The organism is Flavobacterium alkalisoli (genome assembly GCF_008000935.1).
GTDB lineage: Bacteria > Bacteroidota > Bacteroidia > Flavobacteriales > Flavobacteriaceae > Flavobacterium > Flavobacterium alkalisoli.
Genome location: NZ_CP042831.1, coordinates 2,060,640 through 2,086,501 on the forward strand (window position 1 = coordinate 2,060,640; position 25,862 = coordinate 2,086,501).

A 25,862-nucleotide genomic window follows, 5' to 3' on the forward strand; every position below is an offset into this window, starting at 1 on the left:
CCGGCTTTAAATGCCATTTACATAATTCTGCATCCTTGAAAGAATGATATTAAAATCTTCATTCAGTTCAGTAGAATTATTTTTAAGGTTTCTTTCAAACTCTTCAGCAAGATAGTAACTTTTTTCCATACCCATAATACTTATTTTGTGTTTAAGCTTATGTACACTGCCCGCAGCGGCTAAAAAGTTATTGATGCTTAAATGGTCTTTATAGAGTTTTATTTCCTCTGGTAATTCCTTTTTTAAAATATCAATAAGCTTTTGCCTGAAAGGGGCATCATCTCCTGCTAATTGGTCTATATAATTTAGATTAGGCTGTTCCATAGTATTTAGGTAAGGTAAAGTAAAAAGAAGTACCTTCATTTTCTTTGCTTTTCAGCCAAACCTTACCGCCATAGTGCGTAACTATCTTTTTTACTATGGATAAACCAATTCCGGAAGAAGGATTTTCACTGTCAAGCTTAGTAAAGATATTGAATATTTTTTCAAAATAAGCTTCCGGAATGCCTTTTCCGTTGTCTTTAATGCAAAATTCTATATCATATTTTTTTTCCTTACTGCTAATTTCAATCAGTCCTTTTTCCTTATCATTATATTTTATGGCATTTTCAAGCAGGTTTTGGAAGAGCTGCCTGAACTTATAAAAGTTACCGTTTAGTTTAGGAAGCTTATTCAGGATTTTTATCTCAATGTTTTTAGGTATCGAAATCATTCTTAACAGCTCTTCAAATACATTGTTGAAGTCTATCAGTTTATCTTCGGTTTGTACCTTGTCGATAGAGGAATAGTCAAGTATACCCTGTATAAGCAGGTCCATCTTTTCAACATTAAACAAAATAAGCTCTAATGATTTTTGACCTTCATTTCCAATCTTTTCATTATGGTCTTCCTGGAACCATTGTATTAGGGTGGTAATATTGCGTAGGGGAGCCTTTAGGTCATGAGATACCATGTGGGCATACTCGTTTAAAGCTTGGTTTTGTGCCTCAAGATTTTGTAAAAGCTGTTCCCTTTGCTCATTTATTTTTATAAGCTGAATGGATTGTTGTTTAATGTAATCGGAAGGGTCATAATTACCTTCGCTGGGAGCATCGTTATCCATATTCATGGAACTAAGTATGAACTCCAGGTTACTGTTTATTTCCTTAAGGCTATTGGCTTCGTCCCTAAGTTTTTGGTTTGCTTCAAAAAGCTCTTCAGAACTAATCCTCATAGCTCTTTGCAGCATAGATATCTGGTCTTCATAATTAGCGTAAGACTCCTCTACAGCATTTAGAAAATTTTCAAAACCTGCAGGCATATCTCCTCCAATATGCTTGGATATCTGTCTTTTTAAAAGGGGGTTTTTCATTCGCTTATTAAAGTTAATGTCATTGTTTGGTTGTGTAGTTCACAAAAGTTACTGTTTACAAACGGAGCCATTTCTCCGTAAGAGTAAAATCCTGTGATTGTGGTAGTGTCACCAATCATTTCCTTAACCTGTTCTATTTCTTCTTCAACACGCTGATTCATTACCAGTTTGCGGCCTACACAACTTATTAATAGGGCTACCTGAGGCATGGTTTTACGATTGTGCATTGCATATAGTGCAGCTTTATTAGCACCGTCTGCAATACCGTCTACTGTTGCCATCATAAGTTGTACAAGAGATTCTTCTGGGGCATCGCCGGCAAGTATCATCGACTGAGCATCGTTATCAATATTCAAAATGGTTCTCACAACCGGTACTTCTTTACCGGGAATAGTGACATTAAGAGGGTAGAGCAGTGATGCCTGAGGCAGTTCTTCCGCTTTGTCACCTAAGTATTTTTTATAAAGGTTTAGTGCAGGCTTACCGTCAATTTCATAAAGTATGTTTCCTTCAGATTTTGTAATAATCCTTTCAGGTCCAAAAGGCTGCCATCCGCCCACACTTGCAAAAGTTATTTCCAGCGTGTCACCATAAAATCCTATAAGTACTACTTCGCCCTCTTTAGGGTTTTCTTTATAAGAGGCAAGAGTTTTTTCAAAACGGGCATCGTCGCCACACATTCCTCCCGTTATGCATACGTTTTTAAAAACATTATCCTCAAGCCCTGCAATTAGTGAGCTGCCGTTTACAAAGCTTCCTTCGCTAAGAACAAAAAGGTGCTTAAGGTTTTCCTTAGGCATTTGCTCATAAAGAGCCTTACCCAGTTCTACGGCATTTTTATTATGGCTTAATATATTGTCACGCTTTATTACAAACGAACTTTTTTCAAATTCTATGGCTGTTATGGCAATAGAGTTTTCTATAACATTTTCACCTGCTATTTCGCCCGAAGTAGATCCGAAAACAAGATGCTCATAAGGAAACTCTTTTCTTATATCATCAATAACAGTAGTGTCTTCCAATAGGTACCTGTTTCCAAAAACAAGTACTAACGGATTGTTTAATGCCTGCATATCTGTAAGATAAATCCAGCTATTGTCTTTTTTGTATGCCTGAACTGTTTTCATAAATCTTACTTATAAAGTTTAATATAAAAAACGGTGCCTTTACCTAGTTCACTTTCAATCCATATTTTGCCACCATAGTTGTCAATAATCTTTTTCACTATGGACAGGCCAAGCCCCGTAGATCTTTCACTGTTACTGAAAGATTGGAATATCTTGAATATTTTGTCCTGATTTTCTTCTGCAATACCTGGTCCGTTGTCGGCAACAGAGAAAACAAAATGGTCTTTAGCTTCTTTTACGTTTATGACAACAAACCCTTCAGGCTTGTCAATATAGTTTACAGCATTGCTTATCAGATTTTGAAAAAGCTGTTGTATCCTGAATCTATCAGCCTTTAAAACCGGTAGATTGTTCTTTATTTCTACCCTGATATGTGAAGGTATATGTATAATGCTTAAAATGTTTGTAACCACTTCGTGGATGTTTACATTTTCTTTAGCTATATCTGTTTTATCTATTTTAGAGTAGGTAAGGACTCCTTGGATTAAATGATCCATTTTTTCCAGTTTATCCTCAATCATATTTAAATAGCCAGTTGTCTGCTCGGTAAGGCAACCTTCGTTATCTTCCTTAATCCAGGCAACAAGTGAGTTAATACTGCGTAACGGGGACTTAAGGTCATGAGATACGATTTGGGCATAGTCTTCCAGCTCTTTATTACTTTTTGCTAAGCTTTTTAGAAGCTCTTCTTTTTGCTTTTCAAGTTGTTTTTCATGAGTAATATCTTCTTCAATTGCAAAAAAGCGTATTAATTCTCCAAAATTGTTATACAAGGCCTGACCCTGTATCCTGACCCAGTATTTCTTTTTGTCTTTAGAGTAGTTTATTATCTCACAGTTAAAGGGTTCTCCTTTTTTTATCTGATTACTTAGATAGATAACAGTTTCAGGATCACTTTCAGGCCCCTGTAATAGTATACCCGGTTTTTTGCCAATGAGTTCATCTTTTTTATATCCGGACATTTCTTCAAAACTGGAGTTTGCCCATTCTATACAGCCTTCCTTATCACATATAACCACAGAGTTTATGTTTTTTTCGGCAATAAGGGAAAGTAGTACCAATTGCTCTTCTTTTTCCTTCTCTTCGGTCATATCCTCAAGCATGGCAAAATACTGAAGAATATTTCCTTTGTCATCATATATAGGCTGTCCTTTAATTCTTGCCCAAAAATAGCCACCGCCTTTTTTGGCATGGGTTACTTCCACATCAAACGATTCACCTTTGTAAAACAGGTCGATCATTTTCTGTAATGCATCCCTGTCTGTAGATTCCGTAAGGCCAACTTCAATAGGGGTTTTGCCCATTACATCTTCATGGCTAAAGCCTGTAATCTTTAAATAGGCATCATTACACCAAAATATTTCGGCACTGGGCTTGGTAAATACTATGGCATTTTCGTTTGCACTGGCAACTACCGATAGCTTGTTAAGCTCTTCACGATCCTGCTTAAGTGCATTTTTTTGTTCGTTATTTATCCTTAAAAGCTCTTTGAGCTCCTGGGTTGTAGACTCCTGAGTTTTTAATATCTGAAGCAGATCCAGTAAAGGATCATGATTAGCAAAATCAAAGATGGAAAGCTTTCTTTTTTTTACTTCCTCTACCGACATAAGCCAGGGAGAGCCCACAAATAAAAAATTGTTATCCATGGTTTCAAACTGTCCCCTTAGTATTAAGTCAGGTACAATTTTACTTTCCAGAATAACAAGCTGACTTAGGTTTTCTACCAGTATTTCTTCGGTAATGTTTTCTGTATGAGGACGTATAAGTGAAAAGAAATCAGAAAAAGAGTTGCCTTGTTTTAATTCCGGATTCAGTTTAGTAATACTGCTTCCAAAGGAGGAGATTACTAAATTTTCATCCAGCAGTATATAGAAAGGGAATATCCTGCTGAAATTATCGGCATTAAATTTAAATGTATGGCTGTTACTCATATTACCAATTGATTTTGAAACCTTCCTGATGGCGGCTTTCAGCGGGGGACTCAATAGGCTCTACTATAGCGGGTTCACAAAATATTTTAACCAAACCATCCAGATAGCCCTTTAAAAAATCCCGAATACCTTCCCTGTCAGAGCTGTAATGCAGATGTAAGCTGTTGTGGGCTACATTACTTATTCTAAACTCGGGCGGAGTTAATTCAGGATAGATCAACATAATCCTGTTATGAAAGTTAGGTAAATTTAATAAATAATCTTTGAGGTTTTCGCCTCTTGATTCCATCAGGAACTTATATTTTTCGGCAAGTGTGGAAATAATGCTTGCTCCAATGTCTTCAAGTACTTTGTTTAGAGGTGTTTGTGTAATTTTTGAAACTGTTTCGGCTATTTTAAAAATAGTTTCTTCACTGTATGGCTGATCGGCATCAAGAAAGCTTGGAGAAAGGGCACACTGCTGCTTAACTTCCCTCCAAATTTGGTTGCCAAAGTTATCGTTTACATAATGTTTTATTGCATTGTTAACAAAGCCATACATAATTACTGTGAGATTAATTCATTTACACTCCAGTATTCTATAAGTTTTTTAACCCTGTCTACATACTCCTCATATTTAAGGGGTTTTATTAAGTAGCCTGCAATGCCTATTTTGTAGCATTCCATTACATCCCTATGGTTGTTTGAGGTAGTTAGTATTATGGCAGGAATATATTTAAGCACTTCGTCTTTTTTAAGGATACCCAAAAACTCAATACCGTTTATTTTAGGCATATTAAGGTCCAGAATAATAATATCCGGAATAATTTCCTTGTCTTTTAATATTGCTAACGCCTCTTCGCCATTGTTGGCTTCTACTATCTTATGGTTTAAGTGCAGGGTTTTTAAAACTCTGTGAAACTTCATAACCTCGATAGAGTCGTCTTCAATTAAAAGTATGTTAAGTGCTCTGGCCATTGTTTTTAGTTCAGGGGTATAATTTTCCAACCACAAAATTACGGGACTCCGTAAAGCATAACTTTTCTTTTCGATAAGCGAGGGTTAAACTTCGGTGAATGGTAGTTTTGAGGCGACGAATGGTTTTAAATAAGCTATAAGCAGTTTCTTACAATTATAAAATAACTGTGAATTGTATGTAGCCAATAGCTTAATGCTTATTTGATTATCAGTTTTTTTGTTAAACGGGACAAAATTACCATTCGTCTACAGTTGAATGCCATTCATCGAAATCTAACAGGATAGCTAACACAATCAATAGATATTTGCACCATAAATAATGCATTTATAATCATTTAGTCGAAGCCCCCTAGATTAAATGGATCCCAAAAATAAAGTAGTGCTATTGATATTCAATTAAAAATTACTGGTGTGTAAGGCCTCCCTAATAAGGAGGCCTTTTTTATTGATTGTTATTTGATAAATCTTGCAGCTTACCCTGAATACGGGTACATCTGACCGAAAGTAAAATTCCACTCATCGAATAATAGACTCGAAAGCTGATTTACCGACGGATATTTGCAATGTAATTAATTACAAAAGTGGTTATAATAGATTATCATACTTTAAGCCCCCAAAGTACATTGATAGTTTTTATAAGAATGGAAAGAAATTAATGTTAGAATGCACGACTACTGATGTTTATTTTAAGGCCTCCTGTTAAGGGAGGCTTTTTTATTTATGCTGTTCTAACTTTAATCTATTGATGCTAATTATATTTAAATCGGCTTACCTGTGTTGTTAATACCTTTCGTCTACAGTAAAAAGTTGTTAAGCGAATATCAGGTAAAATGTTTTAAAGCTTTGTTGAAATTTGTAGTGTTATTTAGTACAAATAGGTTATACAACTAATGTATGTTTTAAGGCCTCCTCTAACGGGAGGTCTTTTTATTTATAGATGTTTTGATTAGCAGATAGTATATATAAACCTTTGTTCAGCCTGTTTGTCGTCTTAGTGGTTACCATTCGTCTACAGCAAAATGTTTTTGGTCGAATATTAGCCAAAAACCTTTGAAACCCGACGGATATTTGTACTGTAATTAACACTGAACCCGAAACAACTTATCAAGATTATTGCCCCCAATAAACTGATAACCCAAAAAATACCGTAAATCAATATAAGGTTCAGTGTTAATGACTAAAACAGCAGGTATATGAGAGTTTTAATAGTAGATAACGAACGACACATATTAACATCGTTAGGCAGGTGCCTTAGCGATTTAGGATATGAAATTGAGTGTTGTGACAATACTCAGGATGCTGTAAATAGTTTTAATGCTTTTCAGCCTGATTTGCTTATAGCAGATATAAGTTTACCGGTAGTGTACCCAATGGTACCTATGATAAACAAACCTAAAGCAAACAGGGCAGGGCTAGAACTTATACAATATATAAGAAATGTAAAAAAGGTTAGTACTCCTGTAATGGTAGTTTCATGCCATAGCGATGAAAGGGTTTTTAATAAAACCTTCGAGCTTGGAGTAAACGACTACGCAAAAATGCCTTTAAGTATTTCTGATATTGAAGCAAGAGCAAAAAGGCTTACAAGTGGTATAGATAACGCAATTTTTAGTTTGAATTAAAATAAAAAAGTACTTCATAATGCCTTAAGGGATTATGATAGTTTTATGGTTGGTTTGGTTGATGCACCTGCAGGAAACTGCAGGTGTTTCTTTTTTTAGAATCGTTTTATGGCTCCTACGCCGGCAGTTATCTGATTACCTTTTGTGTTAGGGGCATATTCCTGATTTTCAAGTGAAGTCCTTACATATACGACATAAGAACGTTTAATTACGGTCCTGTATTCCAAAGCTACATTGTATGATTTTAGCTTATAGGTAAAAGTCTCATTAAGTAATACGTTATTCTGATTGTCAGGAGAAATACCGGTACCTAGCCTCAAACTCACATACTCATCAGCACCACCTAAATAATAACGGGTTGTTAACTGGTAAGACTGGCCTACATTATTTCTGTCTGGTGTAAAATATCCTCTTAGGTTAAACCATAGGTTTTTGTAATATTTTCCGGCAGACAGGGTATAGGTCCAGGTTTGTTCTCCCGAAAAACTTAACATCCTAAAACCCCCTTCTGCTTCAAAACCTTTGGGTAGATTGGCAAATAATGAAAAGCCGGCTTTATATTCAGGGAAAATACCTTTATCATCAGATACACCTGCATTTACATAGGTATAGAAAACATCAGATATTCTAGGATAACTTTCAATTTCAAACTGCATAGCATCCATAGCAAACTTATTGGCATAATTTACCCTTCCGGTAAGTGTACCAAAGTTACCCTGCCTGGTATAGTCTACGCTTGCTATGTGCCAAGGGTCATCAAAACGTTTATCAAAGTGATAGTAGTCATAATAAACCCCTACGGCATTTTTAAACCCTGTCATACCTATAACCTGGCTTAAAGTTCTGGCTTCATTGTTTTTTGGGTTTATTTCCAAAAGTGTTGTTAGGGTACTGTTGGCCTCGGTAAATTGTCTGGAATCTTTAAGGATTCTTGCTTTTAAAAGTAACAGCTCTTCCGATTGCGGACTTTTTTCCAAGCCTTTATTGGTTAGTTCTAATGCCTTGTCATAGTTTTTATTCCAATACTCAAGACTACCGTATGCAAGGTAAAGATCTGTTTCGTTAGGATTTTTTTTCATAACCTCTTCAAAAACCATACGCGCCTGTTCCGGTTGTTTGTCCCATGTATATACTCTGCCTAAAAAGATATTCAGTTCGGTATAATCCGGGCTCATTTCCAAAGCCTTTTGCGCTAAATCAATAGCTTTTTTGTAGTTTTTGTTTTCAAAAGCTTCTTTTCGGGCTTCTGTGTATATATCATCGCTGGTTTGGGCATTTACAGTAATGCAGGAAAAAAGCATAACTATATAAAGTAATACCTTAACAGTTGATTGTATTTTTTTTAGATTGACTGACACAATAGTAATTTTTAAGATTAAACTATTTTTTAGGGTTTGAAAGCCCTGTTCTACTCATGGCTCCCCAAGTTTTTTTACCTCTTATAAGATCGATATTACCTTTTATAGCGGCCCACATTACAAACGGATGGTAAAACAAAGGTTCTGCAAAGGCAGTACCTATAAGCCTGAATATGTATTTAGGTTTCTTGTATTGCTGAAAAGAATATTCTTCAAAGAAAATAGCCGTAATTGAATAAAGTACCGAGAAGAAATACACCAAAGCAAAAAAGCTAAGGAATATAGTCCAGTTTAATAATCCTAAAACATATAAAAGGATAATGAAAAGTATCCCGAAGAATTCTATGATAGGGGCAAGCCATTCAAAAAACATCCAGTAAGGAGTACTAAGCATACCCAATACTTTGTACTTAGGGTTAAACATCATTTTGCGATGCATCCATAGTGTTTCCATAGTACCCCGTGTCCATCTGTTGCGTTGCCTGTGCAGTACTTTCCACTGTTGTGGCACTTCTGTCCAGCATAAAGGATCCGGTATAAAACCTACGGTATAAGGAATTTTTTTATTACGCATCATTCGTCGCATGCGCACTAAAAGTTCCATGTCTTCCCCTACGGTTTTGTGATTATAACCTCCGGCCTCTATAGCTATCTTCTTATCAAACATACCGAATGCTCCGGATATTAGCAGAAGCCCATCCAGTCTTGACCATGCCATACGCCCCATAAGGAAGGCCCTGAAGTATTCCAGTATTTGTGCACGGGCCACAAACTTATCCGGAAGGCGCACTTCTATAATCCTGCCGTCTTCAATAATACATGAGTTAGCCACACGGATTATACCTCCAGATGCAATTACTGTCTTCTCGTTATTTAAAAATGGTTTTACCAATTTAAGCAAGGCATCGTTTTCAAGTATACAGTCTACGTCAATACAACAAATTAGGTCGTGCTTACAATTGTTTATTCCTGCGTTTAGGGCATCGGCCTTACCACCATTAGCCTTATCTATAACCGTTAGATTCTTGTATGCTTTTATGGTAGATGTGTAAACGCCCCTTACTTCCTGTGTTGGTATGGAGTTATATCGTAATGACTCATCTTTTACCATAGAAAAAGTTTCTACCAGCCTTTGCAGCGTATTGTCTTTACTGCCGTCGTTTATTACCACTATCTCATAAGAAGGATAGTTAAGAGTAAGCATGGAGCGTACGTTTTCCACAACATTGGCCTCCTCATTATAGGCCGGTGCAAGTATAGATACCGGTGGCAGAGTTGAGGACTGCAGCATTGCTACTTCTTCCGAAGGAAGATTGTATATTCTTTTATACTCCTTAATTTCCAGAAAGGAGAACAAGGCAGCAAATGTATATCCTGAGCATATTACAACTGCATATACCAGGAATGCCCAACTTGCTATATCTATTAATATTCTATAATCCAAAATGTGTTATTTTAAAAAATGCTCTTCAGCTTTTAAATATTCTATTTTCATTTCCTCATCTTTACCGGTAAGCAATCCGGATAAAGTTTGTAATTGATTGAAATCTCCTATTTGGGTTATAAGTTTTAAAATCTCTTTTTTAATTTCATTGCTCTCTGTAGCAAAGTTAGTAAGCAGTATATCTATAGCCTCTTCATGTCCTATTTTGCGCATACACCTTATAGCTGCTCTTTTAAGTTCCTCCTCGGGACTTTCAAGAAAAGGCATTACCTGATCTATATTTTCATACTGGTTAAATACCGCAATTTGCTTAATACAAAAAATAACTACGCTTGGTTGTTTATGTGTAAGCCATTTTGAGAAATCAGGAACCTGCTCCTGGTATTTTTTTAGGGCATCTTCCAGATATACCTGTTGCCATATGGTTAATGATTCTTCTAAACGATATAAAAAGTTAAGAGGGTACTTTTGAGATAGCTTAATAAAGTATAAAAGGGCCTGTAGCCTTACCTCACTTCTTTTGTCGTTTAGTAGTTTAACCGCTAACGATTCCTGTATTTTTATTCCCATACTGGAAACCGTATACAGGCCACGGGTCCTGCGGTGCCACTTTAAGCTTTTTAAGTCTTTAAATACAATATTATCAAGGTCAAGGCTAAAAAACAATTTCTTTATAGAATCGTTTGCTTCTCCCTTAAAGTTTTGATTGCAAATAAGTATCTCTTTCGTTGTTATCTTTTTTTGAAGACTGGTTTTTAAAAAGTTGTTCTTAAAATTTTCAATTTCCGCTTCATCAAAATCAGGATCAAAGAGATAGTTGTTTATAAAATCGGTTAAACGACTGTAATGCTCGGCCTTTTTTAAGTTGCGATGGTTTTTAAATACCCTTAAATAAAGTATAAACAGGATTAACAAAAGGCTTAGTAAAAGCAAAATAAAACTTACAAGTATATTTAGCTTTACTATCCACTCCCAGTCGTTATGGTATATATTTTCGTATATCTGTTCCAATCACTTAACTTATTTGCTAAGACTTCGTTTTACTCTTAATGATAGTTCGTTAGGACTAAAAGGCTTGGTAATAAAATCATCTACTCCCATAGTAAAGGCGTCCATTATTATATCTTCCTGAGTTGCGGTAGAAAGTACGATTATAGGTGTTTCGGGTGTTTCCTTTTTTATTAACTCAATAAGCTGGGAGCCGGTAACAAAAGGCAGCATAAGATCTGTAATAACCAGGTCGAAACTGTTGTTTTTTAAAATTTCGGTAGCCACCCGTCCGTCAGGGGCCACGGTTACCTCATAGCCGTCTTTATTAAGTTTAAATTCTAATGATTTTACGACCATGGGGTTGTCTTCTATCACTAAGATTCTTTTTTTCATGGGTTTATTTTAATTGTGGGAAATCGTTTTCTAACTGAGCTTTCATTTTGGCAAACTCTATTATCAAATTATCGGCTAAGGTAGGTACATCTTCTTCGGGGGCCCTGTTGTTTAATAAATTACATATCTCTACCGATGTTTTATTTTCAAGCATTTCAAATGAAGGCTTGATGTTGTGGGCAATTTCTGCAACACTCTGATAGTCTTTATTTACCAGTGCTTCCTTAAGCTGTTCAAGTTTGTCACTTACCGAAGAAGTAAAAATAGAGAGCGTTTCCATAATAAACTCTTGGTTACTGTCTGAGATTTCATTAAGATAATCCAGAGAGTATGCTTTCTCCACAACTTCTTTCTCACAGTGATTTTTTTCCAATAATTCTATTATAACCGATAGGTCATCTATACCGATAGGTTTTTTAATGAATGCAAGCTTGTCTTTATAGTGTTCAACAATGGTGCTTTCACCTTCTTGGCCTAAAACCAATACAGGCACGTCGGCTTTTATTTCTTTATTAAGATAATCAAACGTTTGGTAAGCATTTAACGGAGACGAGTTTTCATCAAGAATTACAAGATGAAAGTCATTCTCTTTTTTTACCTTTTGTATAGCATCATAGCTATTTTCACAACAGGTAATTTGCCATTCTTTTGGCAGTAACTGCGTCACTACATCTTTTTCAGTATTATTTTCAACAAGTAAAATATTTAACTGCATGTGGGTGGGGATATTTTTAAAGTTTAAAATTAGAATAAAATGTTATTTAAGGGTTACGGGTAAATGTAATTTTATGGTTTCTTTAATAGTTTCAAAAATTATGGGTTTTGTAATATAATCATCCATACCGGCATCAAGGCAACGTTCCCTTTCACCTTTAAGTGCCCTTGCGGTTAACGCAATAATAGGTATTCTAAAGCCTGACTCTTCAAGCATCCTTATTTGTTTAGTAGCATCAAAACCACTCATAACGGGCATTTGTATGTCCATAAATATTAGGTCGAGTGGCATGCTTTTATACATTCGTACCGCTTTTTCCCCATCTTCGGCAATTGTAATATTTGCGTGAGGAAGCACTTTTTGTATGATTGTTTTAGCAAGGAACTGGTTTACCGGATTATCCTCGGCAATAAGAATATTGTATGCACCCTGTTCATTTTTAGTAAAGCTGTCTTCTACAACTTCCTTAATTCCGGTGCTTTCGGTTTTAATGTTGCTTATCAGGTCAAAAAGCTGGTCTATTCTAATAGGTTTGGTAACTTCAAACTTAACGTCTAATTCCTTACATAGCTGAAGCGTCTTATTGTCTACTACCGAACTGTGAAGTAATATTATAGGAAGTGCTTCCTTGTCTATTTTAAGTTTTTTCCTGATATGGCTAATTAGCTCTAAACCGTTTAGATAAGGCATATTAAAGTCGATAATGGCCAGGTCAAAATCATTTTTGCTTTCCAGAATTTCAAGAGCCTGAATACCGTTTTGTGCACTTACAGAATTTACTTTGCCAAAGGCAAGCATATCCCTTAAGATGGTAAGGTTATTTTCATTATCATCTACAATAAGTACATTGTTTATGTTTTCAGTTTGCTTTTCAGGAAAGCTGTCATCAAACTCTGTTTTAAATCGTACTTTAAATGAGAATGTACTACCATTGTTGAGTTCACTTACAACTTCCAGTCTGCTGTCCATAAGCTCCAATAAACGGTTACTTATGGTAATGCCAAGGCCTGTACCTCCATATTTTCTTGTGGTTGAGGCATCTTCCTGATCAAAAGCATTGAATATTTTTTGAAGGTTGTGTGGGGCTATACCTATACCTGTATCCCTAATAGAGAAATCAAATAACATTTCGTCTTTATTCTCTCCGCAAGGTGTATTTCTTACCTTAAGTTCCACTTCTCCTTTTTCGGTAAACTTAATAGCATTACCTAACAGGTTAACTAATATTTGCCTTAGTCTTATCGAATCGGCATAGATAAAGCGTTTTACTTTTGGCGAAATGTCTAAAAGCAGCTCAAGTCCTTTTTCGTGAGCATCGTGCTTAATGATATCTACCGTTTGAGAACAAAGCTCAATAAGATCTGTTTTATCTTCACTAAGTTCGAGTTTCCCTGCTTCAATTTTAGAGAAGTCAAGAATATCGTTTATCAGGTCGAGCAATGAGTGTGCAGATGTATTAACCATCTGCATGTATTTGCTTTGTGTTTCGTTCAGTTCGGTTTTCATAAGCAGGTCAGTGAAACCAATCACTCCATTTAAAGGTGTTCTGATTTCGTGACTCATATTTGCTAAGAATTCCGATTTCGATTTATTAGCATATTCCGCTTTGTGCTTTTCACTCACAAGCGATTTTTCCATTTCTTTTAACTGAGTAATATCAGTTGCTATACCAACATAACCTGTTATTACATCGTTTTTATCTCTAATGGCAGTAATTACCAGCTGAACATCAAACTTAGAACCATCTTTTCTTACAAATACCCATTCTTCAGAATCATATTCACCTCTGGTGGCATTATAAGTAAAAAGCTCTATACCGTGTAATTCTTTTCCATATTTTTTTGCAAGTAATTTAGAGCGTTTTGCTACTTCTTCCTGGTCGTGGAAAAGTCCTACTTTATGTTTACCAATAATCTCTTCGGCAGTGTATCCTAAAAGAGTTTCAGCCCCTTTATTATATTTTTTTACTATACCGTTAGTGTCAGCCTCAATGATAGCAACCTGAGTGGTGGCATTCATTAAATCCTGAAGCTCTTTAAGGCTGGCTTCAAGTTCCTGTTTAGCCCTTACTCTTTTGCTTATGTCGTTTATCTGAGAAATAAAATACAATGGGTTGTTTTCTTCATCTCTTATAAGTGATACATTAAGAAGGCCGTATACTATACTGCCATCTTTATGTATGTACCTTTTTTCCATGCCATAGGTGTCCCTTTTTCCTTCAAGGGTTTCATGAAGAAGGCGAAGATCGGCATCAAGATCGGTTTTGTATGTTATTTGCTGGAAAGTAAGGTTTAGAAATTCTTCTCTCGAATACCCTAGCATATTGCTAAGACCTTTGTTTACCATTAGCCATGTGCCGTCAAGGCCTACCATAGCCATTCCGTTAGGTGAGTGTTCAAAGGCGCTTTTAAAACGAACTGAGTTTTCAAAAGCTATTTCTTCCAACTGTTTTTGTTCTGTAATATCCTCAATATGACTGATAATCATATTTTTTGAATTGTCAGCTCCCCTAATAAGAGAGGTGTTTAGTTTACACCAAATCAATTCACCGTTTTGTTTGTAAAATCGGCTGCGTAAAGTATAGTTCTCTATTTCTCCTTTTTGTAGCTTGTTTCTAAGTTTAACCGCTTCTTTAAAATCGTCAGGATGTACTATATCCTTAAAGCTTATGTTAGCTTTTACAAATTCATGATCAGCGTCTTCAAAGCCAAAAATTTTGATGCTTGCAGGATTGGCAATTATAGGTTTATTTTCAAAATCTAAGAGTACTATCCCTATTGAGGAGTGATTAAAAATCTTTTCAAACCTTTCACGGGTCTCTGCGTATATTGCTTCCTGTTCCTTACGGGCACTAATGTCCTGTATGGCTCCATATATTCTTACACAATTACCATTTTCAAAAACAGGTTTGCCTATTGTTCTTACCCATAGAGTATTTCCTTTAGCTGTGATCAGTCTAAGTTCAACATAATATTGCTTACCTGTTTCCACAGCTTTGGCAAAAGCTTCGGTAATTGTATCTCTGCTCCAGCCTTCTTCAAAAAAGTTAATGGCTGTTTCCAGTTCCGGTTTATAATCAGAATCTACCTCATGTATTTGTTTGGTAACTTTAGTCCAGGTTATTTTTTGGTTAACTAAATCAACTTCCCAGCCACCCACTTTGGCAACCTTGTTGGTTTCATTTAAAATAGCTCGTAGTTTTTTAAGTTTTTTAACCTTACCTAAAAGCTTTTCCTGCTTTATATTTCTCTCTTTGTAATGTTTGATAATAAGCCTCGTTGGATTATTTTGATTATCAAAAACTATTTTTCCTTCAGAATGTAATATTATCTCATAGCCTTTATCATCAATATAGGTAAAGGTGTCGTTAAACTCTTTTTTAGGGTTTTCACGACATTGTTTTATAAGGTGTATTGTTTTGTTTTTATCAAAAGTATTTATAGTCATACTCCATCTGTCAAATATGTTTTGATCTTCAGGAGTTGTAAGGCCTAAAATTTTCCAGAAAGCATCATTTGCCCAAAATTTTCCGGGTAATTCAAGGTCACAGTACCAAATTCCGTCAAGGGAACCTTCGGTTAACCACGAAAATACAGTAGGGGCTTTAATAAGTAACTCATTAAACTCTTGTTTCAGAGTAGAAGAGGATTGCGGCATATGTTGTTTTTTAGTGGGGATAATATTTAATAAATGTAAAATTTTCTTTTTAAATATCAAGTATTGCTTTCAACTTTCTTAAGTTTAGCATATACGCAAAATGAAACTTCACGGTTGATTTTGATTCAATAAAAGTGAATTGTTTTTAGAAATTTTACGCAAATTGTTATAAACTGATGTTTTTGTAAGGTAAAAGCTGTAAAAACCATATTAACACGCAAGGAATTGTGTTTAAGTTTTCTTAAATTTGGTTTGTGACCAAAAAAATAAGCACTTTACTATTAGTTGATGACGATCAGGACGATCGTTTTCTTTTTAAAGAAGCATTAGCTGAAGCTGATAATTCTGTTATATTTAATGAGGCGGCCAACGGGGCAGATGCACTTGAAAAACTTGTTTCGGGAAAGGTTTTACTTCCCGATTTAATTTTTTTAGATGTTAATATGCCACGAATGAACGGACTTGACTGTCTTAAACATTTAAAAGAAAATGTACGTTTTAAAGATGTGTCGGTTGTTATGTATTCTACTTCGGCTTCAGATGACTACCAAAAAGAGTGTTTTAATCACGGGGCAAAATTATTTATAGAAAAACCCAGTGATTTTTGGCAATTATGTGATAAACTAAAAAATGTTCTCAAAACAGCTTTTCAACTGTAAGGGCTCTTTTAAGTTATGATATTAATTGTAGACGATATTAGCGAAAATCTTGTTGCTTTAAAAAAGACACTCGAAGTACACAATCTTCAGGTTGACACTGCTCAATCGGGCGAAGAGGCCTTAAAGAAGATATTAAAGCAAAACTACTCACTTATAGTTCTGGATGTACAAATGCCGGGTATGGACGGTTTTGAAGTGGCAGAAATACTTGCCGGCAGCAACCGTACAAAAGATATACCCGTTATATTCCTTTCGGCAGTAAACAGGCAAAAACGATTTATTTCAAAGGGTTATGAAACAGGAGGTGTAGACTATATTACAAAACCTGTAGATCCTGATTTGCTTATACTTAAGGTAAAGACCTTTTTAAAACTCTCTGAACAGAAAACCGAACTTAAAAACATAAGGGACATACTCTCTAAAGAGGTAGAAATACGAAAAGCTGCCGAAGAGAACCTTGAGGCTAAAGTAGCCGAAAGAACAAAAGAACTTATAGAAAAAAATGAGGAACTTGAGTTCCGCAATCATGAATTACAGCAATTTGCATGGGTAGTTTCTCATGACCTTAAAGAGCCTATACGCAAAATCGAGCTCTTTGTGAAAATGATCAAAGAACGCTATCTTACTGACAATCCCAAAGCAACAGATTATGTGGACAGAACCGTTAGGGCTGCACAAAGAATGTCTAAACTTATTACCGATTTACTGGACTATTCAAGGTTATCATCGGATGTCGCTCCAGAGAAGACCGATATCAATGCGGTTGTTGATGAAGTTTTAACCGATTTGGACTATCTTATTGAGCAGAATAATGCCATAATAATAAAAAAAGACCTTCCTAAAATTAAGGGAGTGCCAAGCCAGTTAAGGCAGATATTCCAAAACCTTATAAGTAACTCACTTAAATTTTCAAAAAAGGATATAAGTCCTATTATACAAATAAGCTCTGAGCGTATAGCTGAAAGAAATTTTGATGCACCTGTTGATGAGAAGGGTTTGTTTTGCCGAATAACGGTAACCGATAACGGTATTGGCTTTGACGAAAGGTATCTGGATAAGATATTCATCATTTTTCAAAGCCTTAACGATCGCAGGGAGTATGAGGGTACAGGTATAGGGCTTGCCATTGCCAAAAAAATAATAGAAAAACACAACGGACTTATAACAGCAAAAAGCCAACCCGGAGAAGGGGCAAGCTTTATAATAATATTACCGGTAAAGTAAACACATTATATGGAAACCAACTTTAAACGAAATCTCTTTGTTTTCTTTAGTATCTCTCTGGTTATTTTAATAATCAGTTCTGCTGCTTCATTCTTTAGTATAACCAGCCTGTTAAAAAGTAATAGTGCTGTAAATCATACACAAGAAGTAATTTATAATATTAATGAAGGAGCTACTGTAGTTATTGATGCACAAACCAGTGTAAGAGGATTTCTTGTCTCTGGAAAGCAAAGCTTTTTGGAGCAATACAATAATTCTGAAACAAGGGCAAATGAGATTTTTGAGGAAATAGCAAAGCTTACTTCCGATAATGCTTTACAACAACAAAGCCTGACAGAACTTAAACCGCTGAGAAGTGAGTTTTTTGATTATCTGCAAAATCTTATAACAGAAAAAACGCGTGGTGAAACTACCATGTCTACAGATTTGGATACCGGTAAAAAAATCATGGACCGCATGCGTGTTATTTTAAAACGCATGGAAAGCCAGGAGCAGGAACTTTTAAAGCAACGTAACAGCAATTCTGAAAGATATGGTACTGCCAGCTCAATACTTATTGTTGCTGCTGCCGTTTTATCATTGCTTATAAGTATCTCTTTCTTTATGAGGATACTTAAAGATTATAATGAGAGAGCCAAGCTGCACAAGCAACTTCAGGAGAAGGATATAGAGATGGCAAAAAGGATAGAGGTTATTAGTGGTATAGCTTCCCAGATATCCGAAGGCAATTATGAAGTTAGGGTAGACGATAGTCAAAAAGATGCTTTGGGTACTGTAGCGATATCACTAAACAATATGGCTTTTTCGCTGGATAAATCTTTCAGGTCATTATCGGATAACGAATGGTTGCAGGCTGGTGTTGCCGAGCTTAATCAGGTAATGATAGGCGAGAAAACTACCGAAGAACTTACAAGGGATATTATAGAGTATCTGGCCATATTTACAAGAAGCAGCGCAGGGGTATTATACCTTGCAGAAGGAGAGGAGCTTTATCTTATAGCAGGGTATAGCTATGCTGGGGAAAATAAACGAGAAAGACTTAGAGCAGGTCAGGGTATAACAGGCCAGGCAGTTACTTCAGGTAAATTACTTGAACTAACGTCTCTGTCTGATGATGATATTACTATTTCTTACGCTTTAGGCGAGGTAAAGCCTAAACATGTTGTAGCGTTGCCTTTAACTGATGACAAAGTGATAGGTGTGGCAGAACTTGCTACAGTAAACACATTTACAAAAAGGGAAATACAGTTTTTAAAAGCGGTAGCTAATAATATAGGTATTGCAATAAAAGCGTCGCAAAACAGGCAAAGGGTTCAGGAGTTGCTTGAAGAAACACAGGCACAGTCTGAAGAGCTTATTATTCAGCACAGCGAGCTTGAAAATATTAATGCTGAACTGGAGGCACAAACTTCCAAACTACAGGCTTCAGAAGAAGAATTAAGGGTTCAGCAGGAAGAGCTTCAGCAAACTAATGAAGAACTTGCTGAGCGTAGTGTACTACTGGAGGAAAGAAACATGGAAATCCAGAAAAAATCTGAAGACCTTGAACTGAGTACACGTTATAAATCCGAATTCCTGGCTAATATGTCGCATGAGCTTAGAACCCCTCTAAACTCTATATTATTATTGAGCAGGCTATTGTCTGAAAACAATGATAAGAACATGAACGATGAGCAAATAGAATTTGCTAAGGTGATACAAAGTTCCGGTAACGGACTGTTAGGGCTTATAGATGAAATTCTTGACCTTTCTAAAATTGAGGCAGGTAAAATGGAAGTTGAATTTCTGGATGTTTCTACCAGAGAGATAACAGAAAATTTAAAAAATCTGTTTACAGAAGTAGCAAAAGAAAAGAGTATAGAATTTAAAATTGATACTACCGATGCTCCTCTTGTTATTAAAACAGACAGGATGAGGCTGGAGCAGATATTAAAGAACCTGATCTCGAACGCTATTAAGTTTACAAGTGAAGGTTCGGTAACACTTCAAATCAAGAAAGTAAAAGATAACGACAAACTGGTAAACTTTACTGTAAAAGATACCGGTATAGGTATACCGCGTGAAAAGCAACCGCTTATTTTTGAGGCATTCCAGCAGGCAGACGGTTCTACAAAACGTAAATACGGAGGTACAGGTTTAGGACTTTCCATAAGCAGGGAACTTGCAAAATTATTAGGTGGTGAAATTACGCTAACCAGCGAAGTTAATAAAGGAAGTGAATTCACTTTACTGTTGCCTGTTTTAGGCGCTGCTACAGGAAGAATGGTAGTAACCAAACCACAGGTAACCATGGCTGTGGAACTGCAAAAACAGGAAGAAGAAAAAACATTGGTGACTAAAGAAGAAAACAGGTATGTAAGCCTGGTAATACCTGATGACGTACCAGACGACAGGGATATAATTACAGAAGGGGATAAGGTAATGCTTATAGTTGAAGACGATGTTAATTTTGCCAAATCGCTACTTGAGTTCACCCATCAGCGAGGCTATAAAGGGGTTATAACGGTTAGGGGAGATGAGGCGTTTAATCTTGCTTTAAAATACAGGCCAATAGGAATATTACTGGATATTCAGTTACCTATAAAAAGCGGTTGGGAAGTTATGGATGAGCTAAAAGGTAATGTTCTTACAAAGCATATTCCGGTACATATAATGTCTTCACATAAGGTAAGGCAGGAAAGTCTTCTAAAAGGAGCTGTAAACTTTTTAGATAAGCCTGTTGCTTTTGAACAGATTCCTGATGTATTTAAAAAGATCGAGCACATTGTAAACAAGGATTCTCAAAAAGTAATTATCATAGAAGATAATGCCAAGCATGCTCAGGCATTGGCTTATTTCCTTGAGACTAATGATATAAAATCGGAAATAAAGAGCGATGTAAGCGATGGTATCACTACACTACAGGGTACTAATATAGACTGTGTAATACTGGATATGGGTGTTCCAGATAAACAGGCTTATGAGATACTCGAAAATGTAAAGAACAAATCGGGGGCCGATAATATACCTGTTATTGTATTTACAGGTAAGAGCCTTTCTATGAAAGAGGAGCTAAAAATTAAAAAGTATGCCGATTCTATTGTGGTTAAAACTGCTCATTCCTACCAGCGTATGCTGGATGAGGTTTCATTGTTCCTGCATTTGGTAGAACAAAACAAGAAAGAAGGAGGTAAAAAGAACAAGAACTTTAATACCCTTAATAATATCCTTAGCGGTAAAACGGTACTTGTGGTTGATGATGATGTGCGTAACATTTACTCATTAACCAAGGCTCTTGAAGTACTTAAAATGAATGTACTTACTGCAATAGACGGTAAGGAAGCTCTTAAGGTGCTTGAAGAAAATCCGGGAGTAGACATCGTACTACTGGACATGATGATGCCTAATATGGATGGCTATGAAACGGCAACCAGAATAAGACAAGATAAGAAACTTAAAAACCTGCCTGTTATAGCAGTAACCGCAAAAGCGATGACAGGAGACAGGGAAAAATGTATTAATGCAGGAGCGTCAGACTATATTACCAAACCGGTAGATGTAGACCAGCTTCTGTCATTATTAAGAGTTTGGTTATACGATAAAGCCTGATAAGAATATAGAATGAGTAAAAGAGTACTGATAATAGACGACGACGCAAGGAATATTTTTGCGCTTACTGCTACTTTAAAAGCCAAATCCTTTGCCTGCCTGTCGTGCAGCGGTGCAGAAGAGGCTTTAACTATTTTAAAAGGCGAGGAGCCTGTAGATGTTGTGCTTATTGATATGATGATGCCCGATATGGATGGTTATGAAGCGATTCCGCTGATAAAAGAGATACCACACAGGGCAGATTTGCCTGTAATATCGGTAACGGCCCAGGCTATGGCCGGTGACAGGGAAAAATGTTTTGAGGCCGGGGCAGACGGTTATGTTTCTAAACCTATAGATGTAGATAAATTATTACTTTTATTAAACACAATTTAAAACTGTATGATTAGTGACCGTGAACTTGAGGTTTTGATAAATGAAGTGTTTGAATATTATGGTTACGATTTTAGTGGCTATTCCAGAGCATCTTTAAAAAGACGTGTGGACAGGCTGTACCAGATAGACGGATTTACCTATTTTTCTGATTTGCTTTCTAAAGTAAGAAGCGAACCGGGGTATGTTAAGCACCTGGTCGAAGAGGTGACGGTTAATGTAACTGAGATGTTTAGGGACCCGCTATTCTATAAAGTGGTAAGGGAAGAGATTCTTCCTGTACTTGCAACAAAACCCTTTATAAGAATATGGCATGCCGGATGTTCTACAGGGGAAGAGGTATATTCTATGGCGATATTATTAAAAGAAGCCAACCTGTTACACAAGTCACTTTTGTATGCAACAGATATTAATGCAATAGTACTGGATACTGCTAAAAAAGGTGTGTTTCCTTTGCGTATGATGAAGCAGTATTCTGAAAATTATATGATATCGGGAGGTAAAAACGATTTTTCCGATTATTATACAGCCAATTACGGACTGGCCAAGTTTAGTGATGAGTTTACCGGAAAAATGGTATTCTCGCAGCATAACCTGGTTTCAGACGGTTCTTTTAATGAATTTGATTTAATAATGTGCCGTAATGTACTTATCTATTTTGATAAGAACCTGCAGGACAGGGCACTCCAGTTGTTTGATAGCAGCTTGGCGTGTTTGGGTTATTTGGCATTGGGTACAAAAGAAACTATTAAGTTTTCGACCGTTCAGGATCGGTTTCAGCAACTTAACAGGGAGAAAATATGGAAGAAGGTAAAATAAACGCAAAATGCGAAGTGGTAATAATAGGAGGGTCTGCCGGTAGCCTCGAAGTACTTTTGCAGTTACTACCCAACCTTAATACATTAAATTCGTTTGCTCTTGTTATTGTACTTCACAGAAAGAGCGGAGAAGATAACCTTCTGGAAAACCTTATAAGGCTGAAAACTAAAGTTCCTGTTCAGGATGTAGATGATAAAACACCATTAGAGCCGGGAAATATCTATATAGCCCCATCTGATTATCATCTCCTTTTTGAAAAGGACCATACCCTTTCTCTCGATACTTCAGAAAAAGTTAATTACAGCCGGCCAAGTATAGATGTTGCTTTTGAGTCGGCAGCAGAAATTTATGGCAGTACCCTGATTGCAATATTGCTTTCCGGAGCTAATGCCGATGGTACTAAAGGGCTTGAGATAGTAAAAAAATCAGGAGGAATTACTGTAGTACAAAAGCCAGCCAGTGCAGAGGTTCCTTTTATGCCGGTTAATGCTATCGCTAATATGCAGCCTGATTATGTTTTAGATATAAACGAGATATTAAAATTTGTTACAAATATAAATTTGTAATACATTATTTGCCTGATTCTGTATAAATTGTATAGATACTTGGAAACCCCTTTTATAAAAAAAGTAATTTAACATTTTTATAAAAGAGTATCTTTGTTAACGATTTTTAATGCAGGTATGGTATTTAGAGTAAAAATAGTACTTCTTTTTCTGTTATGTTTTTCAGGATTTGTTTCGGCACAGTCTGTAGCCGACAAAGAGGCTATTTTCCTTGAAAACCTAAGCAACTGCTATAAAGATCCTGATAAGGGATTTAAAATAGCACACTACCTGTTGGATAATGCTGATGATAACGATGAAAAAGTCCAGGGGCTTTATCTTATCTCAGAAATTAGCTTTTTAAAAGATGATTATAAACAATCTGTAGAAAGCCTTTTTGAAGCATACAGGCTGTTAGACAAAAGCAATAACAGTTTCCTTAAAACCTTTGTATTGACTTCTATTTCCTCTAAATGCAGGTTTTTTGGGCTTACCGATAAATCAGATACTTATATTCAACAGGCAGAAGAATACTCCAACCTTATTTCGCATACAGATAAGAAGGCTTTAGCCAAGGCTAAGGTGTTGTATGAAAAGGGACAGGTTTTAGTTTCAGATAAAAAGTTTTCTGAAGCGATAAGGGTTTTATCGTCTTCATATACTATAATTCAGCCCTATAAAAACAAGTTTTACGGTACGTGTGCTAAAATACAGTGTGCATTGGGTAAAGCTTATTTCAACACTTCAGATTATATAGGGGCAAAACAGCACTATCAGCGTGCAATTGATATTTTAAAGATAGGCGGACTGGAATTTTCATCTATAGCAGCCTCTGCTTACAACGGAATAGGAGAAATAGCCCTGAAGGGTGTCAAAACGGAAGATGCTAAAACAGCATTTGAGAAAGTACTGTCATGCAAAGTGATTGAAACCGAGGTTAAAGCTGATACTTATTACAGTTTGTCTCAAATTTACCTTAAACAGGGAGATGATATTAAGTATAAAGAAAACTATAAGCTATATAAAGCCAATTTTGATGCCTTATCTACTTTAGAAAGAGAAGCAAGAAATACGCTTATTGCCCAAATTGAAAAGGAGCATAACGTAATTTTAAAGAAGAACCAAACAAGATATACTTACTTACTGGTTGTTATTATTTGTGTTTTTGTTGTAGCTTTTGCTGTATACTTCTTCTATAACAAAAAGCTGGATAAGGAATATAAAAAGTTTGAAAGACTGCTTGTTAAGATAGAGAACGATAGGGAAGAGGCCAAAAAAGAAGTTAAGGTTCTTACTATTCCCGAGAAAACTGAACAGGCAATTTTAGACAGGCTAAAAGAGTTTGAAAACGGTAAGGAGTTTACCAATCCTAATATGTCGGTTCAGTTTTTGTCTAAAAAAATGAAGACCAACTCAAAATACCTTTCTGAAATAATTAATAAACATAAAGGGAAAAACTTTAATGCTTACATTAACGATCTAAGGATTGACTATATAATTGACATGATGCAAACCGATCCTAAATTTTTAAATTATAAGGTGAGCTATCTGGCTGAAAACTGCGGATTTGCGTCTCATAGTGTCTTTACTGTAGTTTTTAAATCGGTCACTAATCTTACTCCTAAGCAATTTATAAACTTCCTTAAAAAGAAAACCGAAAAGGAAAGAGAAGTAGTTTAAAAACACTATCTTTTTACTGAATTTATATTACAACCAACTATGCTAAAAAATAATCTGCAAAAAGCAGCGGTAGCCCTATGCCTGCTCTTTATGTGTTTCCGTGTATCTGCTCAGGTAAATCTGGACAGCCTTAAAACCGAGATAAACCTCATGGTTTATAATAACCCTGAAGAAGCAATAAGGAAAGCTAAAGAAGCCTATCCGCTAATAAAAGAGGATGATACTACACTTAAAATTACTTATCTGCTGACTATCGCAAATGCCTATGCCATATTGAAAAAGCATGATGAGGTTATGGAAACTGCCCTACAGGCAAAAAACATTGCCGATACTAAAGGTACGCCCTTAAATAAAATACAGGTTTTAGGGTTTATTGCAGGAGAATACAGGAGGTTACAGTTAAACGATAAGGCGTTGGTTTATATTAATCAGGCCGAAAAAATATATAAAACAGCGACCATCCCTGATTCATTAAAATATTTTGGAGGCAATATACTTTTTGTAAAAGGACTTATACAAAAAGATAATTTGGGTTGTGAGTATGCACTGCCTTATTTTAATGAAGCTGCACAAATATTTAAGGCTGATACACAAAGAAAAATAAATGCAGTAAGCTTTTGTATTGCCAGTAATAATGCCGGCGATTGCTATATCCAGCTTAATGATCTTGAGGCTGCTAAGGAAAACTTTACCGAGACTATTAAGTATGCCGAAAGTGTAAATGCTACCCAGGGAGCTGCCTATGGGAAAATGGGATTATCAAGGGTGTTAAAAAGGGAAGGAAACTATAAAGAAGCTGTAGCTTTATTGAATGAGGTTCTCGATGAGGTGAAAAATTTAAATGATGCCTCAATGAAGAGTCAGCTTTATAGGGAGCTTTCCGAAGACTATCTTTCTATTGAAGATTTTGAAAAGCACGAATATTATAATAAGCTGGCTTTAGAAGAAGAGAAGAAATTGAGTGATGAAGAAAAGAAATCTTTAAATAAGGTTGCAAATAAAATTTCAGTAGAAAATAAAAAGAGCGAGCAGGAACAGAGTAAGAAATTAACCTTAATTATAGTTGCAATTTCGTTTCTATTACTTGTAATTTTGTTAATAATGTTTTTAAAAATAAGGAAGAAGAGAAGGTCTTTAGAGCAAAAAAGGAGTGATATGGAAGATAATCAAAAAAAATAAAAATATTTACACAAGAAATTGATTATCAGTATTTTGATTATTAATTTTTTCTTTATTAAAACCTGAAATTTCTTTAATTCCTAAAAACAGTTATTTTAAAATGGCCACAATTAGCTATAGTTTTGCATCAAAGTTCTCTGAGATACCCTATTGAGGGTGAGTAGTAAATTGCAGTTGAAGTGGGGCTTAACTCTTTTATCCGGCTTGCCGGTGCTACTCTACCACTATCCAGAGTTTTTTAGTTGAGTAAT

At 35.8% G+C, this 25,862-nt stretch carries 21 protein-coding genes; 9 read left to right on the forward strand and 12 right to left on the reverse strand.

Annotated elements, in window-relative coordinates; translation table 11 throughout:
- Window positions 1–6: 6 nt before the first annotated feature.
- The 6 genes from FUA48_RS09330 to FUA48_RS09355 are packed head-to-tail and all read right to left on the reverse strand — an operon-like array spanning window position 7 to window position 5,366.
- Complete coding sequence (locus FUA48_RS09330; RefSeq protein ID WP_147584975.1) at window positions 7–324, reverse strand: Hpt domain-containing protein; 318 nt, start codon at window positions 322–324, stop codon at window positions 7–9.
- Window positions 311–1,351 (reverse strand): sensor histidine kinase, encoded by a 1,041-nt coding sequence (locus tag FUA48_RS09335; RefSeq protein WP_147583282.1) that lies wholly within the window; start codon window positions 1,349–1,351, stop codon window positions 311–313. Before FUA48_RS09335 ends, FUA48_RS09330 begins: the two co-directional genes overlap by 14 nt.
- Window positions 1,348–2,478: an FIST signal transduction protein gene (locus FUA48_RS09340; RefSeq protein ID WP_147583283.1), complete on the reverse strand. Its 1,131-nt coding sequence runs from the start codon at window positions 2,476–2,478 to the stop codon at window positions 1,348–1,350. The genes FUA48_RS09335 and FUA48_RS09340 overlap by 4 nt, the downstream gene beginning before the upstream one ends.
- A gap of 5 nt (window positions 2,479–2,483) precedes the next feature.
- The gene (locus tag FUA48_RS09345; protein ID WP_147583284.1) at window positions 2,484–4,409 is read right to left on the reverse strand and encodes a PAS domain-containing protein; all 1,926 of its coding nucleotides are present in this window, start codon (window positions 4,407–4,409) and stop codon (window positions 2,484–2,486) included.
- Between the two features lies 1 nt (window position 4,410).
- A complete protein-coding gene (locus FUA48_RS09350; RefSeq protein WP_147583285.1) occupies window positions 4,411–4,950 on the reverse strand; it encodes a heme NO-binding domain-containing protein in 540 nt (179 codons plus the stop codon).
- A 2-nt stretch (window positions 4,951–4,952) separates the two neighbouring features.
- Window positions 4,953–5,366 (reverse strand): response regulator, encoded by a 414-nt coding sequence (locus FUA48_RS09355; RefSeq protein WP_147583286.1) that lies wholly within the window; start codon window positions 5,364–5,366, stop codon window positions 4,953–4,955.
- 1,193 nt (window positions 5,367–6,559) lie between these two features.
- Here FUA48_RS09355 and FUA48_RS09360 point away from each other — a divergent pair.
- Window positions 6,560–6,988: a response regulator transcription factor gene (locus FUA48_RS09360; protein WP_147583287.1), complete on the forward strand. Its 429-nt coding sequence runs from the start codon at window positions 6,560–6,562 to the stop codon at window positions 6,986–6,988.
- Between the two features lie 95 nt (window positions 6,989–7,083).
- On the opposite strand, the gene FUA48_RS09365 is transcribed toward FUA48_RS09360, so the two are convergent.
- From FUA48_RS09365 to FUA48_RS09390, 6 genes are all read right to left on the reverse strand, one after another.
- The gene (locus FUA48_RS09365; protein WP_147583288.1) at window positions 7,084–8,289 is read right to left on the reverse strand and encodes a YaiO family outer membrane beta-barrel protein; all 1,206 of its coding nucleotides are present in this window, start codon (window positions 8,287–8,289) and stop codon (window positions 7,084–7,086) included.
- Between the two features lie 79 nt (window positions 8,290–8,368).
- Window positions 8,369–9,790 carry a glycosyltransferase family 2 protein gene (locus tag FUA48_RS09370; RefSeq protein ID WP_147583289.1) on the reverse strand — a complete coding sequence of 474 codons (1,422 nt, stop codon included), beginning with the start codon at window positions 9,788–9,790 and terminating at the stop codon, window positions 8,369–8,371.
- A gap of 6 nt (window positions 9,791–9,796) precedes the next feature.
- Complete coding sequence (locus FUA48_RS09375) at window positions 9,797–10,801, reverse strand: HEAT repeat domain-containing protein (RefSeq protein ID WP_147583290.1); 1,005 nt, start codon at window positions 10,799–10,801, stop codon at window positions 9,797–9,799.
- A gap of 9 nt (window positions 10,802–10,810) precedes the next feature.
- Complete coding sequence (locus tag FUA48_RS09380; protein WP_147583291.1) at window positions 10,811–11,173, reverse strand: response regulator transcription factor; 363 nt, start codon at window positions 11,171–11,173, stop codon at window positions 10,811–10,813.
- Window positions 11,174–11,177: 4 nt separating this feature from the next.
- Window positions 11,178–11,888, reverse strand: a complete 711-nt coding sequence (locus FUA48_RS09385) for an Hpt domain-containing protein (RefSeq protein WP_147583292.1) — start codon at window positions 11,886–11,888, stop codon at window positions 11,178–11,180.
- A 42-nt stretch (window positions 11,889–11,930) separates the two neighbouring features.
- Window positions 11,931–15,545, reverse strand: a complete 3,615-nt coding sequence (locus tag FUA48_RS09390; RefSeq protein WP_147583293.1) for a PAS domain-containing hybrid sensor histidine kinase/response regulator — start codon at window positions 15,543–15,545, stop codon at window positions 11,931–11,933.
- A gap of 254 nt (window positions 15,546–15,799) precedes the next feature.
- On the opposite strand from FUA48_RS09390, the gene FUA48_RS09395 reads away from it, so the two are divergent.
- From FUA48_RS09395 to FUA48_RS09430, 8 genes are all read left to right on the forward strand, one after another.
- Complete coding sequence (locus tag FUA48_RS09395) at window positions 15,800–16,204, forward strand: response regulator (protein ID WP_168196961.1); 405 nt, start codon at window positions 15,800–15,802, stop codon at window positions 16,202–16,204.
- A gap of 15 nt (window positions 16,205–16,219) precedes the next feature.
- Window positions 16,220–17,428 carry a sensor histidine kinase gene (locus FUA48_RS09400; RefSeq protein WP_147583295.1) on the forward strand — a complete coding sequence of 403 codons (1,209 nt, stop codon included), beginning with the start codon at window positions 16,220–16,222 and terminating at the stop codon, window positions 17,426–17,428.
- A 9-nt stretch (window positions 17,429–17,437) separates the two neighbouring features.
- Window positions 17,438–21,016 (forward strand): response regulator, encoded by a 3,579-nt coding sequence (locus FUA48_RS09405; protein WP_147583296.1) that lies wholly within the window; start codon window positions 17,438–17,440, stop codon window positions 21,014–21,016.
- A gap of 12 nt (window positions 21,017–21,028) precedes the next feature.
- Window positions 21,029–21,391: a response regulator gene (locus tag FUA48_RS09410; RefSeq protein ID WP_129752488.1), complete on the forward strand. Its 363-nt coding sequence runs from the start codon at window positions 21,029–21,031 to the stop codon at window positions 21,389–21,391.
- 6 nt (window positions 21,392–21,397) lie between these two features.
- Window positions 21,398–22,207, forward strand: a complete 810-nt coding sequence (locus tag FUA48_RS09415) for a CheR family methyltransferase (protein WP_147583297.1) — start codon at window positions 21,398–21,400, stop codon at window positions 22,205–22,207.
- Window positions 22,189–22,773: a chemotaxis protein CheB gene (locus FUA48_RS09420; RefSeq protein WP_147583298.1), complete on the forward strand. Its 585-nt coding sequence runs from the start codon at window positions 22,189–22,191 to the stop codon at window positions 22,771–22,773. Before FUA48_RS09415 ends, FUA48_RS09420 begins: the two co-directional genes overlap by 19 nt.
- Before the next feature lie 93 nt (window positions 22,774–22,866).
- On the forward strand, window positions 22,867–24,432 hold the full coding sequence (locus tag FUA48_RS09425) for a helix-turn-helix domain-containing protein (RefSeq protein ID WP_147583299.1): 1,566 nt from the start codon (window positions 22,867–22,869) through the stop codon (window positions 24,430–24,432).
- Between the two features lie 39 nt (window positions 24,433–24,471).
- Complete coding sequence (locus tag FUA48_RS09430; protein ID WP_147583300.1) at window positions 24,472–25,611, forward strand: hypothetical protein; 1,140 nt, start codon at window positions 24,472–24,474, stop codon at window positions 25,609–25,611.
- Window positions 25,612–25,862: the final 251 nt, after the last annotated feature.

Excerpts from the sequence above, each read along its gene's own strand:
- FUA48_RS09340 (WP_147583283.1), bottom strand. The coding sequence starts at position 2,478 with ATGAAAACAGTTCAGGCATACAAAAAAGACAATAGCTGGATTTATCTT.
- FUA48_RS09355 (WP_147583286.1), bottom strand. The coding sequence starts at position 5,366 with ATGGCCAGAGCACTTAACATACTTTTAATTGAAGACGACTCTATCGAG.
- FUA48_RS09405 (WP_147583296.1), top strand. The coding sequence starts at position 17,438 with ATGGAAACCAACTTTAAACGAAATCTCTTTGTTTTCTTTAGTATCTCT.
- FUA48_RS09410 (WP_129752488.1), top strand. The coding sequence starts at position 21,029 with ATGAGTAAAAGAGTACTGATAATAGACGACGACGCAAGGAATATTTTT.
- FUA48_RS09420 (WP_147583298.1), top strand. The coding sequence starts at position 22,189 with ATGGAAGAAGGTAAAATAAACGCAAAATGCGAAGTGGTAATAATAGGA.
- FUA48_RS09415 (WP_147583297.1), top strand. The coding sequence starts at position 21,398 with ATGATTAGTGACCGTGAACTTGAGGTTTTGATAAATGAAGTGTTTGAA.
- FUA48_RS09345 (WP_147583284.1), bottom strand. The coding sequence starts at position 4,409 with ATGAGTAACAGCCATACATTTAAATTTAATGCCGATAATTTCAGCAGG.
- FUA48_RS09365 (WP_147583288.1), bottom strand. The coding sequence starts at position 8,289 with ATGCTTTTTTCCTGCATTACTGTAAATGCCCAAACCAGCGATGATATA.
- FUA48_RS09430 (WP_147583300.1), top strand. The coding sequence starts at position 24,472 with ATGCTAAAAAATAATCTGCAAAAAGCAGCGGTAGCCCTATGCCTGCTC.
- FUA48_RS09400 (WP_147583295.1), top strand. The coding sequence starts at position 16,220 with ATGATATTAATTGTAGACGATATTAGCGAAAATCTTGTTGCTTTAAAA.
- FUA48_RS09335 (WP_147583282.1), bottom strand. The coding sequence starts at position 1,351 with ATGAAAAACCCCCTTTTAAAAAGACAGATATCCAAGCATATTGGAGGA.
- FUA48_RS09380 (WP_147583291.1), bottom strand. The coding sequence starts at position 11,173 with ATGAAAAAAAGAATCTTAGTGATAGAAGACAACCCCATGGTCGTAAAA.
- FUA48_RS09390 (WP_147583293.1), bottom strand. The coding sequence starts at position 15,545 with ATGCCGCAATCCTCTTCTACTCTGAAACAAGAGTTTAATGAGTTACTT.
- FUA48_RS09350 (WP_147583285.1), bottom strand. The coding sequence starts at position 4,950 with ATGTATGGCTTTGTTAACAATGCAATAAAACATTATGTAAACGATAAC.
- FUA48_RS09360 (WP_147583287.1), top strand. The coding sequence starts at position 6,560 with ATGAGAGTTTTAATAGTAGATAACGAACGACACATATTAACATCGTTA.
- FUA48_RS09330 (WP_147584975.1), bottom strand. The coding sequence starts at position 324 with ATGGAACAGCCTAATCTAAATTATATAGACCAATTAGCAGGAGATGAT.
- FUA48_RS09385 (WP_147583292.1), bottom strand. The coding sequence starts at position 11,888 with ATGCAGTTAAATATTTTACTTGTTGAAAATAATACTGAAAAAGATGTA.